Genomic DNA, 17,421 nt, shown 5'->3' on the forward strand with positions numbered 1-17,421 from the left:
CCATCACAGGGTAGCCCGGCGACACGCGGGGACCTAGACGAGGCAGTCCGAACCGCGACCGTGGCGCTGTCTCCTTGGCCACACCTCGGGCGTCCCGGGCAGCGCGCGACGCACCCGGGAGGAGGCCTTTCGTGCCGGGCGCAGGGAGGTGATGCCCGACGGCGTCGCTCACCCCGGGAGGTGAGCCGCGCCGTCGGGCAGTGAGGCGGGCGGGCGCCCTACAGCTTGGTGACGGGCGAGAACCGCAGCAGGAGCCGCTTGGTGCCGTCCGCGCCGAAGTCGATCTTGGCGACCGCGTTGGTGCCCGCGCCCTCGACAGCGACGACCGTGCCGAGCCCGTAGGCGTCGTGCGTGACCTTGTCGCCGATCGCGAGCGAGGGGATGTCCCCCTCCTTGCGCGGCGTCGCCGAGCCGAACTTGGGGCCGTCCGGGTTGGGCGTGACCGAGCGGGTGCGCACCGCGCCGTTGCGCGAGCCCGAGCCTCCGGAGCCGTAGCCGGTGCCGGTGCCTGAGCCGCCGCGCGAACCGCCCGACGACGAGCCCCACCCGCCCGTGTACCCGCCGGGCCCGCGCAGGGTCGCCATGGACGACTCCCTGCGGCGCCAGTCCCACAGGTCCTCGGGGATCTCGTCCAGGAAGCGGCTGGGCGGGAACTCGTTGGCCATGCCCCACGCCGAGCGCACCGCGGAGCGCGAGATGTAGAGCCGCTCCCGGGCGCGCGTGATGCCCACGTACGCGAGCCGGCGCTCCTCGGCGAGCTCGCTGTCGTCATGCAGCGAGCGCATGTGCGGGAACGTGCCGTCCTCCATGCCGCTGAGGAACACGACGGGGAACTCGAGGCCCTTGGCCGTGTGGAGCGTCATGAGGGTCACGACGCCGGGGTCCACGACGGGCTTGCCCTCGTGCCCCTCGTCGTCGCTCGACGGGATCTGGTCCGAGTCCGCGACGAGCGAGACCCGCTCCAGGAAGTCCGTGAGGTCGCCCTCGGGCTCGAGCTCGGTGAACTCGCTGGCCACCGCGTGCAGCTCGGCGAGGTTCTCGACGCGCGAACCGTCCTGCGGGTCCTCGCTCGCACGGAGCTCGGCGAGGTAGCCCGAGCGGTCGAGGACCGCACCGAGGATCTCCGCGGGCGTCGCGCCCGTCGCGTACAGGTCGAGGAGCCCGTGGAACAGCTCGCGGAAGGTGCGCAGCGGGTTGAGGGTCCGGGTCGTCATGCCCGGGATCTCCTCGGCGCGGTCGAGCGACGCGGCGAACGAGATGCGCTCGCGCTCGGCGAACGCCGCGACGAGCGCCTCTGCGCGGTCGCCGAGCCCGCGCTTGGGCACGTTGAGGATGCGCCGCAGGTTCACGTCGTCGTCGGGGTTCGCGATGGCGCGCAGGTAGGCGATCGCGTCCTTGATCTCACGCCGCTCGTAGAAGCGCGTGCCACCGACGACCTTGTACGGCAGGCCGACGCGGATGAGCACCTCCTCGAGCGCACGGGACTGGGCGTTGGTCCGGTAGAAGATCGCGACGTCGCCCGGGCGCACGCCGTCCGAGTCGCCGAGGCGGTCGATCTCCTCGGCGATGAACCGCGCTTCCTCGTGCTCGTTGTCCGCGACGTAGCCGATGATCTTGACGCCCGCCCCCGCGTCGGTCCACAGGCGCTTGGGCTTGCGGTCGATGTTGCGCGAGATCACGGCGTTCGCTGCCGAGAGGATGTTCTGCGTCGAGCGGTAGTTCTGCTCGAGCAGGATGGTGCGTGCGTTCGGGTAGTCGGCCTCGAACTCGAGGATGTTGCGGATGGTCGCACCGCGGAACGCGTAGATCGACTGGTCGGCGTCACCGACGACCGTGAGCTCCCCGGGGGGGACGGTGCCCGGCGCCCACGTGCCCTCGCCGTCCTCCGGCGCGGGGGCCGAGGCCCCTGCGAGCTCGCGCACCAGCACGTACTGCGCGTGGTTGGTGTCCTGGTACTCGTCGACCAGCACGTGCCGGAACCGGCGGCGGTAGTGCTCCGCGACCGCGGGGAACGCCTGGAGGAGGTTGACCGTGGTCATGATGATGTCGTCGAAGTCGAGCGCGTGGGCCTGCGCGAGGCGGGCCTGGTATCGCGTGTAGACGTCGGACAGGACCTGGTCGAACGCGTTGGCGGGGGCGTGATCACCGGGAGCGCCGTCGGCAGCCGACGCGCCGCTCTCCCGCGCGTAGCGCTCGGGGTCGATCAGCTCGTTCTTGAGGTCCGAGATCTTGTTGGACAGCGTCCGCGCGGGGTACTTCTTCACGTCCAGGTTGAGCTCGCGGCTGACCAGCGTGATGAGTCGCTGGGAGTCCGCCGCGTCATAGATGGAGAAGCTCGACTTGAGCCCGAGCGCCGAGGCCTCCTTGCGCAGGATCCGCACGCACGCCGAGTGGAACGTCGAGACCCACATGTACTTGGCCGCCGGGCCGATGAGCGACTCGACGCGCTCGCGCATCTCCGCCGCAGCCTTGTTGGTGAAGGTGATCGCGAGGATCTCGCCCGGCCGGGCACGCCCCGTCGCGAGCAGGTAGGCGATGCGGTGCGTGAGCACGCGCGTCTTGCCCGAGCCGGCCCCCGCGACGATGAGCAGAGGGCTGCCCGAGTGCACGACGGCCTCGCGCTGCTCCGGGTTGAGCCCGTCGAGGAGCGACTCCGGGTCGATGTGCGAGAACCCGCCCGAGCGGTGCCCGTCCTCGTCGTGCGCCCCGGCGCCGCCCGCCCCCGACGAGCCGCGCGCGGGGCGCTTGCCCGCGCGGGCGGAACCTCCGCCGTCGGGCGCCTCGTCCCACCGCGGCGCGGTGGACGGCAGGCGCGACGAGTCCCCGAGGGACGCGAGGTCGAATCCGGGCAGCGGCAGGTTCTCGAAGAGCGATGTCATAGCCCTCCAAGGGTAGGCGCGGGCACCGACACTTCCGGCATCGAGGTCCGTGCCGCCACCGGCACCAGGTCTCGCGCGTCCGCCTCCACCCGACGCCGCGGGCCCACGACCGATGACTTCGCGGCGGCCACGCGGTCCTACCGACGACGCCCTCGCCCGAAGGCGTACCGCAGCGAGGGAGGAATCATGACGACGACCCACTTCACAGGACTGCACACGGTCGCGGTCCCGGTCGACGACCAGGACGCCGCGCTCGCGTTCTACCGCGACACCCTGGGCTTCGAGGTCCGCATGGACGGCGACCTGCAGGAGGGCTTCCGCTGGATCGAGGTCGCCCCGCCGGGCGCAGCGGTCTCGGTCGCGCTCGTCGCGGCCGGCCCGGACCAGACCGCTGGCGTCGACACGGGTATCCGCCTCGCGACCTCGGACGCCGCGGCCGACCACGCGACGCTCGGCGCCCGCGGCGTGCGCGTCGAGGAGCTGCTGCGCTGGGACGGCGTGCCGCCGATGTTCTCGATGCGCGACCTCGACGGCAACGTGCTCTACGTGACGGAGATCTCGGCGGGCTGAGAGGGCGGGCGGTCACCCGGCCCGGCGAGACGGCTCGGGCGCAAGATCGGGGCGGTTGCAGCGCTGAGGGCGACCGTGGACACTTCTCGGCACGCGACCACCCGCCGACCACGATCAGGTCCTCCGGACCAGCCGGGCCCCGCGCCCGATAGTGTCCGAGGCGTGAACGCCTTCACCGAACCAGTGACCCTGACCGGCCCCCTCGTGCGCCTCGTCCCGCTGCGCCCGGACCACCACGACGCGCTGGTCGAGGCCGTGCGCGACGGCGAGCTGTGGAACCGCTGGTACACCTCGGTCCCGACCCCCGAGGAGATGGCGGTGTACATCCAGGACAAGGTCGCGGCCCGCGAGGCGGGGACGGCGAACCCCTGGGTCGTGGTCCGCAACGCCGACGACCAGGTGCTGGGCGTCACGACGTTCCTCGGGATCGACCCGCTCAACCGCCGGGTCGAGATCGGCGCGACGTGGCAGCGGGCGGGCGCCCAGGGCACGGGCGCGAACCCCGCCGCCAAGCTCCTGCTGCTCGCGCACGCGTTCGACGACCTCGACGCGATCGCGGTCGAGTTCCGCACGCACTTCCACAACCGGGAGTCCCGCTCCGCGATCGAGCGCCTGGGTGGCAAGCTCGACGGCGTGCTGCGCAGCCACCAGATCGGGTACGACGGCACGCTGCGGGACACGGCCGTCTACTCCGTCACGGCCGCCGAGTGGCCGACCGTGCGTGTGGGCCTGGAGTACCGGCTGCGGGCGCGGCTCGAGGCCTGAGCCTCTGGGGGCCTACGCGAACCTGCCGAGGAGTTGCCGAGGGACTGCCGAGAACGACGTTGCGGTCGTCCTGCCGCTCATTGCGACGGCAACCTCGTGCTCGGCACCGCGAGGCCTCCGGGTTTCACGTCAGCGCGAGCCCCACACCCCACGCCGCCGTCGCGAGCAGTCCGCCCAGGAGCTGGACCACGATCGTGATGCCGGTCGCCTGGAGCGCGGCGACCGTGGCCCGCCAGGCCGCCCGGCGGTCACGACGGCGCAGCAGCTCGGCGACGAACACCGCGAGCACGAACCCGATGAACAGCCCGACCACGGGGATCACGAAGAAGCCGACGACGCCCAGGAGCCCGCCCCAGGCGAGCGTCGACCAGGGCACGTCCGCCCGGCGCATGTGCCGTCCCGCGAGCAGGAGCTGCCCGCCCTCGGCCGCCACGATGAACGTGGCAGCGACCGCGAAGCACACCCAGGCCGTGGTGCCGCCCGTCATGATCGCCCAGACGAGGATCGCACCGCCCACGAGGGTGTTCCCCGGCAGCACCTGCACGACGATCCCGGCCAGCCCGACCAGGATCACCAGCCCGACGACGATCTCTCCAGCGATGCTCACGGGGCCAACCTTCGCACGACGAAGGCCCCCGGCGGTCGATCCGCCGGAGGCCTGGTCCCGTGCCGGCGCGCCGTGCGCGCCGCAACCCGTCAGACGAAGACGGCCACGATGATGTTGACGAGCGTGAGGCCGCCGATCGAGTGCTTGAGCGCGGGCGAGATCTTGTCACCCTGACGCACGCCGACGAACGCGAGGACGGCGATGATCACGGCGATGACCAGCTTGATGCCGATCTTGACCATGCTCGGCCCGCCGTCGTCCCACATGCCGCTCATCTCGGCCACGCCGACCATGAGGATGCCCGCGACGGCAGCCGTCGCAGCACCGTGGAAGACGCCCTTGTTGAGCGCCGCGGACTTGAGCGACACGAAGTAGCCGCCGAGGACGATGGCCCAGCCGACGAAGTGCAGGACCGCGAACACGTTGTAGACGATTTCCATGGCTCCATCCTAGTTTGCTGACGCGACTGTCGGAAAAATCTCCGCGTGTCGCCGCACGCCATGACGCGCCCCCAAAAAACCCTGGCAGCTCAGCGCGGGACCGCCGTACGGTCGCCCTATGTCAGCCTCCGGCGCGTCCTGCGCGTTCTACGCCCGCCTTCGCCGCTCCTAGCGGCGGGCCCTCTCCTCTCGGCTCCGCCGCCCCGGTCCCTGCCGGAGCGGTCACCTCGTGCTGCCCGGCGCCCTCCACGCCCTGCGGAGCCCCACGTTGCGCCACCTTGAGCACCTCCCGTCCGACGGCCGGCACGAGAACGGCCAGAACTTCCTCACCGACCCCCGCGTCCCGCGGCAGATGGTCGACCTCGTCGCCCGGACCTCGGGCCCGATCCTCGAGATCGGCGCGGGGGACGGAGCGATCACCGTCCCGCTCGCGCGCCTCGGCCGCCCGGTCGTCGCGGTCGAGATCGACGAGCGCCAGGTGCGACGCCTGCGTCGTCGGCTGCCACGGACGGTCGAGGTCCGGCACGCCGACTACCTCCGGTCCCCCCATCCTGCCGAGCCCCACGTGGTGGTCGGCAACGTCCCGTTCCACCTGACGACCGCGATCCTGCGCAGGCTCCTCGACGAGCCCGCCTGGTCCCGGGCCGTGCTGCTCGTGCAGTGGGAGGTGGCCCGACGACGCGCAGGCGTCGGCGGTGCGACCATGCTGACCGCGCAGTGGTGGCCCTGGTACTCGTTCGACCTGTGCGCCCGCGTCCCGGCGCGAGCGTTCCGCCCGGCACCGTCGACCGACGGGGGCCTGCTGAGCATCTCCCGCCGCAGGTCCCTGCCCGCGAGCGAGCGCGTCGCCTACCAGCGGTTCGTGGCCGAGGTCTTCACGGGCCGAGGGAGGGGCCTGTGCGACGTCCTGCGGCGACGCGGTCTGCTGGACGACGCGGTGCGCGCCTGGCTCGCCTCGCACCGGGCCGCGACCGCCCTCCCCCGAGACCTCACCGCCGATCAGTGGGTCACGCTCTGGCGTGCCGTCCGGGGTCCGGACGCCGCGCGCGGCGACCACGGCGGCATCCGCGGCGGCGTCCGTGCGCGATAGGCGGTCCGGCCTCGCCGGGCCGCCGCCGACCACCTGACGCGCGCACCGAGCAGGGCCGTCGGCACCCCGGCCCTGCTCGGCCCCGGGGGGCCGAAGTCTGAGACACCCATCCACCATGCGGACAGGGGCTACCCATACGGTCGCGGCCTCTGTAGCGTTCCCGCCATGACCACGGCAGCGCACCTCCTCCTCGTGACGGCACGTCACGAGTCGACGGCGTGCGCCCGCAACAGCTTCTGCTGTTGTTGTTGACCCGCGCCTGACTCAGCCCGAGCCGTCCTCGCCGACCGCTCGCCATCTTTCTGAGCCGAGGGCGCGCGTGGTCGGCCCTCAGCCACTCCCCTCGTCGCGCTGAGACCTCTGGCCCCGTGTGCCCATGTCCCCCCATGAGGAGCACGATGACGCCGCCGCACACCACCACCGAGGCGACACCCGTCGCCGACCGGTCGGCTGGCAGCAGCCGGGCCACCCCGGCGGACGCCCCCGCCGGCACGGCCGCTGGAACCACCGCGCAGACGCCCGACGGCGCCGCTCCCCCCGCGCGTCCGGCCCGCCCCGCACGCGTGGCCCGGCCCAACGGCCAGTGGGCCGTCGACGGCAAGGAGCCGCTCAACGGCAACGAGAAGTGGAAGCAGGAGGACGGCGGGCTCTCGGTGCGGCAACGCATCGAGGAGGTCTACTCGCGTGAGGGCTTCGACTCGATCTCGGGGGACGACCTGCACGGCCGTTTCCGCTGGTGGGGCCTCTACACGCAGCGCAAGCCCGGGATCGACGGCGGGCGCACGGCCCAGCTCGAGCCGCACGAGCTCGAGGACAAGTACTTCATGCTCCGCGTGCGCATCGACGGCGGCGCGGTCAGCACCGAGCAGCTCCGGGTCATCGCGGACATCTCGCGGGACTTCGGTCGCGACAGCGCCGACATCACCGACCGCCAGAACATCCAGCTCCACTGGGTCGAGGTCGAGAACGTCCCGGAGATCTGGCGCCGGCTCGAGTCCGTGGGGCTGCAGACGACCGAGGCCTGCGGCGACGTGCCGCGCGTCGTGCTCGGCAGCCCCGTGGCCGGGATCGCAGCCGACGAGCTGATCGACCCTGCCCGCGTCATCAAGGAGATCACCGACAAGTACATCGGCGTCCCCGAGCTCGCGAACCTTCCCCGCAAGTTCAAGACCGCCGTCACGGGCCACCCGTCCCAGGACGTGGTCCACGAGATCAACGACGTCGGGTTCGTCGCGCTCGAGCACCCCGAGCTGGGCGTCGGGTTCGACCTGTGGGTCGGCGGAGGCCTGTCCGCGAACCCCCGCCTGGGCGAGCGCCTCGGCGCGTTCGTGACCGAGGCGCAGGTCGCCGACGTGTGGCACGGAGTGGTCCAGATCTTCCGCGACTACGGGTACCGCCGGCTGCGCAACAAGGCGCGCCTGAAGTTCCTGCTCGCGGACTGGGGGCCCGCGAAGTTCCGCGAGGTCCTCGAGACCGAGTACCTGGGCTACGCGCTCCCGGACGGCCCGCCCGCCCCGCAGCCCACCCAGCCGGGCGACCACGTCGGCGTGCACAAGCAGAAGGACGGCCTCAACTACGTCGGCGCGGCCCCGTACGTGGGTCGGGTCTCGGGCAGCATCCTCGCGGCCGTCGCGGACCTCGCCGAGTCGGCCGGATCGCAGCGCGTGCGGTTCACTCCCCACCAGAAGCTGCTCGTGCTCGACGTCCCCGACGAGCACCTCGAGCGCGTCGTCTCGGGGCTCAAGGAGCAGGGCCTCGACGCCAACCCGAGCCCCTTCCGCCGCAGCACCATCGCGTGCACGGGCATCGAGTACTGCAAGCTCGCGATCGTCGAGACCAAGGCCTCGGCGAGCCGCGCGATCGACGACCTCGAGAAGCGCCTGGGCGACCTCTCCGCGATGAAGCCGCTCTCGCTGCACATCAACGGCTGCCCCAACTCGTGCGCCCGCATCCAGACCGCGGACATCGGTCTCAAGGGTCAGCTCGTGCTGGACGACGAGGGCAACCAGGTCCCCGGCTTCCAGGTGCACCTCGGTGGCGGGCTCGCCTCCGACGACCGCGCCGAGGCGGGCATGGGCCGTACGGTCCGTGGCCTCAAGGTCACCAACGACGACCTGCCCGAGTACGTCGAGCGTGTCGTGCGTCAGTTCGAGAAGGAGAAGGACGGCACCGAGACCTTCGCCCAGTGGGCGCACCGTGCGGACGAGGAGTCGCTGCGATGAGCGGGACGACCACGACCCCGAGCGGCGCCCTCGACGCGACGGGTGGGACGCCGTCGGGCATCCCGGTCGCCACGGGCAACGACCCGCTCGCCGCGCTGCGTGCCGCCGCCAAGGCGCGCACCGAGGCGCGCGCGGCGTCCAAGGCCGCGCACGCGGCCCGCCGGGCACAGGACGCCCGCCCCAAGCGGTCCGCCGACGAGCTGCGCGCCATCGTCGAGCGCGGCCAGGCCGAGCTCCACGGGCGCGGCACGCCCGGCGTCGTCGACAGCGACCACCCCGAGGCGACCGCCGAGCAGGTCGTCGCGTGGGCCGTGCGCGAGTTCGGGGACTCGATCGCCGTCGCGTGCTCCATGGCCGACGCGGTCCTGCCGCACGTCGTCGCGCAGCAGGCACCCTGGGTCGACGTCCTGTTCCTCGAGACCGGCTACCACTTCCCCGAGACCACGGGGACGCGCGACGCCGTCGAGCAGCAGATGGAGGTCACGATCGTCGACGTCCTGCCCCAGCTCACCGTGGCCGAGCAGGACGAGGCGCACGGCAAGGACCTCTGGTCGCGCGACCCCGCCGCGTGCTGCGCGATGCGCAAGGTCGAGCCGCTGACCCGCACGCTCGGCGGGTACGAGGTCTGGGTCACGGGCGTGCGCCGCGACGAGGCACCGACCCGCACGAGCACCCCGCTCGTGACCTGGGACGAGAAGAACGGGCTGGTCAAGATCAACCCGCTCGCCGCGTGGTCGTTCGACGACCTGCTCGGCTACGCGGCCGACCACCAGGTGGTCCTCAACCCGCTTCTCAACGACGGGTACCCCTCGATCGGCTGCGCGCCCTGCACGCGGCGGGTCGCCCCCGGCGAGGACCCGCGCGCGGGCCGCTGGTCGGGGCTCGACAAGACCGAGTGCGGGCTCCACGTATGAGCGCGCCCACCGCGACCACGGCGGCGTCCCTGCCGACCGCACCGACCACCGCGACCGCACCCCCCACGCACACCGACGAGAAGAGCGACGCCGTGACCGCCCCAGTGGCTTCCCCAGCGGATACCGCCCAGACGTACCGCCTGACCCAGCTCGAGTCCCTCGAGTCCGAGGCCATCCACATCATCCGCGAGGTCGTCGCGGAGTTCGAGCGCCCCGTGCTGCTCTTCAGCGGCGGCAAGGACTCGGTCGTCATGCTGCACCTGGCGACCAAGGCGTTCTGGCCCGCCCCCGTGCCGTTCCCGCTGCTGCACGTCGACACGGGCCACAACTTCCCCGAGGTGCTCGCGTACCGCGACGCGACGGTCGCCCGCCTCGGCGCCCGTCTCGAGGTCGCGAGCGTCCAGGACTACCTCGACGACGGCCGCCTGCTCGAACGTGCCGACGGCACACGCAACCCGCTCCAGACCCAGCCCCTGCTCGACGCCATCACGGGGCACAAGTTCGACGCCGTGTTCGGTGGCGGCCGCCGCGACGAGGAGAAGGCGCGCGCCAAGGAGCGCGTCATCTCGCTGCGCGACGAGTTCGGGCAGTGGGACCCGCGCAACCAGCGTCCCGAGCTGTGGAACCTGTACAACGGCCGCCACCGCCCGGGCGAGCACGTCCGCGCGTTCCCCCTGAGCAACTGGACCGAGCTCGACATCTGGCGCTACATCGCCGCCGAGAAGATCGACCTGCCCAGCCTGTACTACGCGCACGAGCGAGAGGTCTTCGAGCGCGACGGCATGCTGCTCGCCGTCGGGCCGTACTCCCAGCCGCGCACCGACGCCGAGGCCGCGAACGTCCGCACCGAGACCGTGCGCTACCGGACCGTGGGCGACATGTCGTGCACGGGCGCCGTGGAATCCGACTCCTACACGGTCGACGACGTCATCACCGAGGTCGCTGCGACCCGCATCACCGAGCGCGGCGCGACGCGCGCCGACGACCGGATCTCCGAAGCCGCCATGGAAGACCGCAAGAAGGAGGGGTACTTCTAGTGAGCGCCGCCACCACGCACCCGCTGCCCGCCGAGGGCGCCTTGCCCGCCGAGACCACGGACCAGTCCCCCGTGCTCCCCACGAGCACGCTGCTGCGCCTCGCGACCGCCGGATCCGTCGACGACGGGAAGTCGACGCTCGTCGGCCGCCTGCTGTTCGACTCCAAGTCCGTGCTCGCGGACCAGCTCGACGCCGTCGAACGCGTCTCGCGCGACCGCGGCCTCGCGACGGCCGACCTCGCGCTGCTGACCGACGGCCTGCGCGCCGAGCGCGAGCAGGGCATCACGATCGACGTCGCCTACCGCTACTTCGCGACCGCCAAGCGCTCGTTCATCCTGGCCGACTGCCCCGGGCACGTGCAGTACACGCGCAACACCGTCACGGGCGCCTCGACGGCCGACGTCGTCGTGCTGCTCATCGACGCCCGCAAGGGCCTGCTCGAGCAGACGCGCCGCCACCTCGCGGTCGCGAGCCTCCTGCGCGTCCCGCACGTGATCGTGGCCGTCAACAAGATCGACCTCGTCGACTACAGCCAGGAGCGCTACGAGGAGCTCGCCGACCAGATCCGCGAGGCCGCGGCCTCGCTCGGCGTCGCCCACATCCTCACGCTGCCCGTCTCGGCGCTCGAGGGCGTCAACGTGGTCGACCGCTCGGGCGGCCCCGAGGGCAAGACCCCCTGGTACGACGGACCGAGCCTGCTCGACCTGCTCGAGGAGCTCCCCCCGGCCGAGACCCCGGACACCGAGGCGTTCCGGTTCCCCGTCCAGGTCGTCCTGCGCCCCCAGGGCGCGGCGCTCGAGGAGCGGTTCCGCGACTACCGCGGGTACGCCGGTCAGATCGCCTCGGGCGTCGTCCGCGTGGGCGACGAGATCGTGGTCCTGCCCAGCGGGAAGAGGAGCACGGTCGAGGGCATCGACACGGCCGACGGCACGCTCGCCGAGGCCTTCGCCCCCCAGTCGGTCACGATCCGCCTCGCGGACGAGATCGACATCGCCCGCGGTGACCTCATCGCGGCCGCGGCCGATGCCCCGCAGGTCACGCAGGACGTCGAGGGCACCGTCGCGTGGCTCAGCGACAAGACGCTGCGCCCCGGCACCCGCGTCCTGCTCAAGCACACGACCCGCACCGTGCAGGCCGTGGTGCGCGACGTCGTCGGGCGCCTGAACCTCGACACGGCTGAGCTCGAGCCCGCCGAGGCGCTCGACCTCAACGACATCGGGCGCGTCACGCTGCGCCTGGCCTCCCCCGTCGCGGCCGAGGAGTACATCACCTCGCGTCGCACCGGTGCCTTCCTCCTGATCGACGGTCAGGACGGCGGCACCCTCGCAGCAGGAATGGTCGGAGACGCTCTGGCGGCCGTGCGATGTCCTTCGCAGCGTCCCGTGCAGTACGCGATCTGAGGTCCCCCGACCACCGCAGGTCGGGGCCCGGACCCCCGGGCCCTCGGATCGCGTACTGCATGGATCGGCGCTGCCGGGACACGACACGTCCACCGCCAGGCAACCACCGACCATCCCGAAGGAAACTCCATGAACACGTCGTCCCGCCCGACCCGCCTCACCCGAGCCGGCACGTCACGACACCGCTTCGCCCGCACCCGCTCCGCGGTCGCGGCGCTCGCCGTCGCGCCCCTGCTCCTGCTCGCCGCCTGCTCGACGGGCACGTCCGACGCCGCCGACAGCCCCGCCGCGTCCTCCGGCCCGGCCGACGAGCTGCGCCTCGGCTACTTCGCGAACGTCACCCACGCCCCCGCGCTCGTCGGGGTCGCGGGCGGCCAGTTCGAGGAGGCGCTGGGCGACACCAAGCTGACGACCCAGGTCTTCAACGCCGGGCCCGCCGCGATCGAGGCCCTCAACGCCGGGGCCATCGACGCCACGTTCATCGGCCCCAACCCCGCGATCAACAACTTCGTGAAGTCGAACGGCGAGGCCGTGCGCATCATCGCGGGCTCCACGTCGGGCGGCGCGCAGCTCGTCGTGCGCGACGGGATCGACACGGCCGCCGACCTCAAGGGCACCAAGATCGCCTCGCCCCAGCTCGGCGGGACCCAGGACGTCGCGCTGCGCGCCTGGCTCACCGAGAACGGCCTGGAGAACGACATCCAGGGCGGCGGGGACGTCGCGGTCACCCCGACCGAGAACGCCCAGACCCTCACGCTGTTCCAGAACGGCGAGCTCGACGGCGGCTGGCTGCCCGAGCCCTGGGCCTCGCGCCTCGTGCTCGACGCCGGTGCGCACGTCCTGGTCGACGAGAAGGACCTGTGGGACGACGGCCAGTTCCTCACCACGCACCTGATCGTCCGCACCGACTTCCTCGAGGAGCACCCCGAGACGGTCGAGGCGCTCCTGCGCGGCGAGGTCGCGGCGATCGACTGGCTCGACGCCAACCCCGACGAGGCCAAGACGCTCGTCAACGGCGAGATCGAGAAGATCGCCGGCAAGCCGCTGTCGGACGCCGTCCTGGACCGCGCCTTCACCAACATCACCTTCACGACGGACCCGCTCGCGGGAACGCTCAACACCTTGCTCGAGGACGGCGTGACCGCCGGGACCACCACCGAGGCGGACCTGAACGGCATCTACGACCTGAGCCTCCTCAACAAGGTGCTGACGGAGGCCGGTCAGCCGACCGTCTCCGCCGCCGGTCTCGGCAAGGAGTAGCACCATGACCACCACGTCCCCCGCCCGCACGGGCTCCCCGGCCGGCACCCCTCTCGACGAGGGCGCCGGCCCCACGACCGGCGTCCGCCTGCGCGGCGTGTCCAAGCGGTTCTCCCCGGCGGGCGCCCCGGTGCTCGAGGGGATCGACCTGGACATCGCGCAGGGCGAGTTCGTCTGCCTGCTCGGAGCCTCGGGCTGCGGCAAGTCGACGCTGCTCAACATCGTCGCGGGTCTGGAGCGCCCGACCACGGGGGACGTGGAGGTCGCCGGGGGCGGCGCGGCCCTGATGTTCCAGGAGTCCGCGCTGTTCCCCTGGCTCACCGCGAGCCGCAACATCGAGCTCGCGCTGAAGTTCCGCGGCGTCCCGCGCGCGGAGCGCCGTGAGCGGGCCGCCGAGCTGCTCTCGCTCGTCCGGCTCGACGGCTCGGGCGACAAGCGCGTCCACGAGCTCTCGGGCGGCATGCGCCAGCGCGTCGCGCTCGCCCGCTCGCTCGCCCAGGAACGGGACGTCCTGCTCATGGACGAGCCCTTCGCCGCGCTCGACGCGATCACGCGCGACCTGCTCCACGACGAGCTCGAGCGCGTCTGGGAGCAGACCGGGCGCACCATCGTCTTCATCACGCACAACGTCCGTGAGGCCGTACGGCTCGGGCAGCGCGTGCTGCTCATGTCGTCACGCCCCGGACGCATCGTGCGCGAGTGGGACGTCGACGTGTACGGCGCGGACGAGCAACGCAGCATCGAGGCCGCCGCCGCGTCGCGCCTCGCGACCGAGATCACCAACGACCTCCGTGAGGAGATCCGCCGCCATGCCGTCTGAGACCCTGACCCCGCGCGACGAGGCCCGCTCCGGCGCCGGCCCGGCCGAGAGCCCCACCACCCGGCCCCAGGACGAGGTGAGCACGCCCCGCGAGGCGAGCGCCGCCGTCGGGCACGCCAAGGACGTGGGCGACATCGAGGCGGGGCTCGACGCCCTCCAGACGAGCGTCGCGCCCACCGCGAGCCGGTGGTCCACGGTCTTCCAGGCCGTGTACCCGCCCGTGCTCGCGATCGCGATCCTGCTCGCGGTCTGGCAGCTCCTCGTGTGGCTCGAGGTCCAGCCCATCTACAACCTGCCCGGCCCCACCCAGGTCTGGGAGGCCGTGACCCGGGCCGCCGCGAGCGGCACGCTGTGGCAGGCCCTCGGGACGAGCCTCTCGCGCGGCGTCCTGGGCTTCCTCGCGGCCGTCGCGATCGGTACCCCGCTGGGCATCGTCGTGGCGCGCGTGCGCTGGGTGCGCGTGTCGTTCGGGCCCATCATCACGGGCCTGCAGGTGCTGCCGTCGGTCGCCTGGGTGCCCGCGGGCATCATCTGGTTCGGGCTGTCGGACGCCACGGTCTACTTCGTGATCCTCATGGGCGCGGTGCCTTCGATCATCAACGGGATCGTGTCGGGCGTGGACCAGGTGCCGCCGCTGTACCGGCGCGTGGGCCAGGTCCTGGGCGCGGGCCGCTTCCAGATGATCAAGGACGTGATCCTGCCCGCGGCGTTCCCCGGCTACCTCGCGGGCCTCAAGCAGGGCTGGGCGTTCTCGTGGCGCTCGCTCATGGCCGCGGAGATCATCGCGGTCGGCGGGGGGATCGGGTTCGGCCTGGGCGCGTTCCTCCAGCAGGGGCGCGAGCTGTCCGACATGGCGCTCGTCTTCACCGCGATCCTGCTGATCCTCGTGGTCGGCATGGTCATCGAGCTGCTGTTCTTCGCTCCGGTCGAGAAGACCATGCTGCGTCGCCGCGGCCTGGCTCCCGAGACCTCCGCGAGCAAGGGCTCGGGGTGGCTGCTGCGCCGGCGTGAGCTGGCTTCGGCCGCTCTCGGGCGATGATGGGCGCATGAACACTGAGCTCTACCCCCTCGGTCTGCGGATCGCGGGCCGTCCGGTCGTCGTCGTGGGCGGTGGGCCCGTGGCCGCGAGGCGCGCGCGGTCCCTCGTGGGTGCGGGCGCGCACGTGCGCGTCGTGGCTCCCGAGGTCTGCGAGGACCTGGCGGCGCTGGTCGCCCTCCCCGGGCCCGGCAGCGCGGCTCGCCTGCCCGACGGCGCGCGTCCCCTCGACGGGTCCGGCGCGCCCGGGCCCGTGGTCGGGTGGGACGCGCGTGCGTTCCGCCCGGGCGACCTCGAGGGCGCGTGGCTCGTGCACACCGCGACGGGATCGCCTGAGGTCGACGCGCAGGTCGCGGCCGAGGCCGAGGCGCTGCGCATCTTCTGCGTGAACGCGGGCGACGCCGAGGCCGGGACCGCCTGGGTGCCCGCGGTCGCACGGGTCACGGTGGGCGGCTCGGCAGCCGGCTCGGCAGCCGGTGCGTCGGCCGCGGCAGACGCGCCGAGCACCGACAGCACCGACAGCACCGACAGCACCGACAGCACCGACAGCACCGAGATCACCGTGGCCGTCAACGCGGGGCGCGACCCGCGACGGGCGCAGCGCATCCGTGACGCGATCGACGCCCTGCTCGCGACGGGCGAGCTCCCCCTGCGTCAGGTCCGCCCGAGCGCGGGCGGCGTCGGGACGGTCGCCCTGGTCGGCGGCGGCCCCGGCGACACCGGGCTCATCACGGCGCGCGGGCGGCGGCTGCTCGCGCAGGCCGACGTCGTGGTCACCGACCGGCTGGGCCCGCGTGCCCTGCTCGACGAGCTCGGGGACGACGTCGTGATCGTCGACGTCGGCAAGACGCCGGGGTTCCACCCGGTCCCGCAGGACGAGATCAACGCGCTGCTGGTCGAGCACGCGCTCGCCGGGCGCCGCGTCGTACGACTCAAGGGCGGCGACCCGTACGTGTTCGGGCGCGGGGGCGAGGAGCTCATCGCGTGCGAGGAGCACGGCATCCCCGTCGAGGTCGTGCCGGGCGTCACGAGCGCGGTCTCGGTGCCCGCTGCGGTCGGGATCCCGGTCACGCACCGCGGCTGGTCGCGCGGGTTCACGGTGCTGACCGGGCACGAGGACATCGGCAAGGTCCCGGCGGCGGCCGACCACACCGTGATCCTCCTCATGGGTGTCTCGCGGCTGCGCGACTCGGCCGCGGCCCTCGTAGCCTCCGGGCGGTCACCGCGGACGCCGGTCGCCGTGGTCGAGGACGGCTACGGCCCGCGCCAGCGCTCGACCGTCGGCACGCTCGAGACCATCGCCGACGTCGCCGCGGCCGCCGGGGTCCGCGCCCCGGCCGTGACCGTGATCGGGGACGTGGTCCGCGTCAGCCCCGCTTGGCGGGCGGCCGGGCTGGACTGAGGCCCGCGGTCGGCCGGGGACCCGCTCGAGCAGGCTGAGCCGTCCGGAGAACGCGAGAACGTCGAGGGGCCCGTCATCCACAGGATGACGGGCCCCTCGGGGTTCGGGAGTGGCTGCGCTCAGGCCTGAGGGGCCAGGGCAGCGATCATCGGGTCGTCCTTCTCGATCATGCCCATCTTCGCCGCACCACCCGGCGACCCCAGGTCATCGAAGAACTCCACGTTCGCCCGGTAGTAGTCCTCCACTCCGAGGGCACGTCGTCCTCGTAGTAGATCGCCTCCACCGGACACACCGGCTCGCACGCACCACAGTCCACACACTCGTCAGGATGGATGTACAACGACCGCTTGCCCTCANCGGCCGGGGACCCGCTCGAGCAGGCTGAGCCGTCCGGAGAACGCGAGAACGTCGAGGGGCCAGGGCAGCGATCATCGGGTCGTCCTTCTCGATCATGCCCATCTTCGCCGCACCACCCGGCGACCCCAGGTCATCGAAGAACTCCACGTTCGCCCGGTAGTAGTCGCTCCACTCCGAGGGCACGTCGTCCTCGTAGTAGATCGCCTCCACCGGACACACCGGCTCGCACGCACCACAGTCCACACACTCGTCAGGATGGATGTACAACGACCGCTTGCCCTCGTAGATGCAGTCCACCGGNCCGGCGACCCCAGGTCATCGAAGAACTCCACGTTCGCCCGGTAGTAGTCACTCCACTCCGAGGGCACGTCGTCCTCGTAGTAGATCGCCTCCACCGGACACACCGGCTCGCACGCACCACAGTCCACACACTCGTCAGGATGGATGTACAACGACCGCTTGCCCTCGTAGATGCAGTCCACCGGACACTCCTCGATGCACGCCTTGTCCTTCACGTCCACACAAGGCTGAGCAATCACGTACGTCACGTCGGAGGTCCTTTTCGTCGGGCCGGAGGGCTTCACCCGGCTCCCTCCAGGCTATCGCCCCACCCGGCTGCGGC

The 17,421-nt window shown here is 72.3% G+C and carries 14 protein-coding genes and 3 pseudogenes; 11 read left to right on the top strand and 6 right to left on the bottom strand.

Translation table 11 applies throughout. The annotated features are described in order from the left end of the window. Nucleotides 1–218: 218 nt before the first annotated feature. On the bottom strand, nt 219–2,879 hold the full coding sequence (gene pcrA / locus ASE15_RS07955) for a DNA helicase PcrA (protein WP_056647585.1): 2,661 nt from the start codon (nt 2,877–2,879) through the stop codon (nt 219–221). A 186-nt stretch (nt 2,880–3,065) separates the two neighbouring features. Between pcrA and ASE15_RS07960 the strand changes: the two genes are divergently transcribed. Both ASE15_RS07960 and ASE15_RS07965 read left to right on the top strand, forming a co-directional pair. Continuing rightward, nucleotides 3,066–3,449, top strand: a complete 384-nt coding sequence (locus ASE15_RS07960; protein WP_056647582.1) for a VOC family protein — start codon at nt 3,066–3,068, stop codon at nt 3,447–3,449. Nucleotides 3,450–3,611: 162 nt separating this feature from the next. Next, nucleotides 3,612–4,214, top strand: coding sequence for a GNAT family N-acetyltransferase (locus ASE15_RS07965; protein ID WP_056647579.1), 603 nt, complete (start codon nt 3,612–3,614; stop codon nt 4,212–4,214). 124 nt (nt 4,215–4,338) lie between these two features. Here ASE15_RS07965 and ASE15_RS07970 read toward each other — a convergent pair whose 3' ends face one another. Continuing rightward, nucleotides 4,339–4,821, bottom strand: coding sequence for a DUF456 domain-containing protein (locus tag ASE15_RS07970; RefSeq protein WP_056647576.1), 483 nt, complete (start codon nt 4,819–4,821; stop codon nt 4,339–4,341). Nucleotides 4,822–4,910: 89 nt separating this feature from the next. Continuing rightward, nucleotides 4,911–5,261: a hypothetical protein gene (locus tag ASE15_RS07975; RefSeq protein WP_056647571.1), complete on the bottom strand. Its 351-nt coding sequence runs from the start codon at nt 5,259–5,261 to the stop codon at nt 4,911–4,913. Nucleotides 5,262–5,529: 268 nt separating this feature from the next. Here ASE15_RS07975 and erm point away from each other — a divergent pair, with 268 nt between their 5' ends. The 9 genes from erm (at nt 5,530) to cobA (ending at nt 16,442) form a co-directional block, all read left to right on the top strand. After that, nucleotides 5,530–6,351 carry a 23S ribosomal RNA methyltransferase Erm gene (gene erm, locus ASE15_RS07980; protein WP_056647888.1) on the top strand — a complete coding sequence of 274 codons (822 nt, stop codon included), beginning with the start codon at nt 5,530–5,532 and terminating at the stop codon, nt 6,349–6,351. 398 nt (nt 6,352–6,749) lie between these two features. Beyond that, on the top strand, nt 6,750–8,573 hold the full coding sequence (locus ASE15_RS07985) for a nitrite/sulfite reductase (protein ID WP_157277171.1): 1,824 nt from the start codon (nt 6,750–6,752) through the stop codon (nt 8,571–8,573). Further along, nucleotides 8,570–9,487, top strand: a complete 918-nt coding sequence (locus ASE15_RS07990) for a phosphoadenylyl-sulfate reductase (protein ID WP_082618287.1) — start codon at nt 8,570–8,572, stop codon at nt 9,485–9,487. Before ASE15_RS07985 ends, ASE15_RS07990 begins: the two co-directional genes overlap by 4 nt. Beyond that, nucleotides 9,484–10,524, top strand: a complete 1,041-nt coding sequence (gene cysD / locus ASE15_RS07995; RefSeq protein WP_082608609.1) for a sulfate adenylyltransferase subunit CysD — start codon at nt 9,484–9,486, stop codon at nt 10,522–10,524. Before ASE15_RS07990 ends, cysD begins: the two co-directional genes overlap by 4 nt. Before the next feature lie 23 nt (nt 10,525–10,547). Then, nucleotides 10,548–11,924 carry a GTP-binding protein gene (locus ASE15_RS08000; protein ID WP_082618318.1) on the top strand — a complete coding sequence of 459 codons (1,377 nt, stop codon included), beginning with the start codon at nt 10,548–10,550 and terminating at the stop codon, nt 11,922–11,924. A 129-nt stretch (nt 11,925–12,053) separates the two neighbouring features. Then, complete coding sequence (locus ASE15_RS08005; protein ID WP_056762546.1) at nt 12,054–13,184, top strand: ABC transporter substrate-binding protein; 1,131 nt, start codon at nt 12,054–12,056, stop codon at nt 13,182–13,184. Nucleotides 13,185–13,188: 4 nt separating this feature from the next. Further along, nucleotides 13,189–14,004 (top strand): ABC transporter ATP-binding protein, encoded by an 816-nt coding sequence (locus ASE15_RS08010; RefSeq protein WP_082618288.1) that lies wholly within the window; start codon nt 13,189–13,191, stop codon nt 14,002–14,004. Continuing rightward, entirely contained in the window at nt 13,994–15,043 is a 1,050-nt protein-coding gene (locus ASE15_RS08015; RefSeq protein ID WP_082618289.1) for an ABC transporter permease, read from the top strand. The genes ASE15_RS08010 and ASE15_RS08015 overlap by 11 nt, the downstream gene beginning before the upstream one ends. A gap of 7 nt (nt 15,044–15,050) precedes the next feature. Further along, nucleotides 15,051–16,442, top strand: a complete 1,392-nt coding sequence (gene cobA / locus ASE15_RS08020) for a uroporphyrinogen-III C-methyltransferase (protein WP_056762549.1) — start codon at nt 15,051–15,053, stop codon at nt 16,440–16,442. A gap of 274 nt (nt 16,443–16,716) precedes the next feature. Here the strand turns inward: cobA and ASE15_RS21830 are convergent. From ASE15_RS21830 to fdxA (ASE15_RS20325), 3 pseudogenes are all read right to left on the bottom strand, one after another. Next, nucleotides 16,717–16,798, bottom strand: a pseudogene (locus tag ASE15_RS21830) (ferredoxin family protein); the annotation flags it as partial. Between the two features lies 1 nt (nt 16,799). Next, nucleotides 16,800–17,099 (bottom strand): annotated as a pseudogene (fdxA, locus tag ASE15_RS20320) (ferredoxin); the annotation flags it as partial. A gap of 1 nt (nt 17,100) precedes the next feature. Next, nucleotides 17,101–17,347 (bottom strand): annotated as a pseudogene (gene fdxA, locus ASE15_RS20325) (ferredoxin); the annotation flags it as partial. Nucleotides 17,348–17,421: the final 74 nt, after the last annotated feature.

It is taken from the genome of Oerskovia sp. Root22, assembly GCF_001429135.1.
GTDB classification, from domain to species: domain Bacteria; phylum Actinomycetota; class Actinomycetes; order Actinomycetales; family Cellulomonadaceae; genus Oerskovia; species Oerskovia enterophila.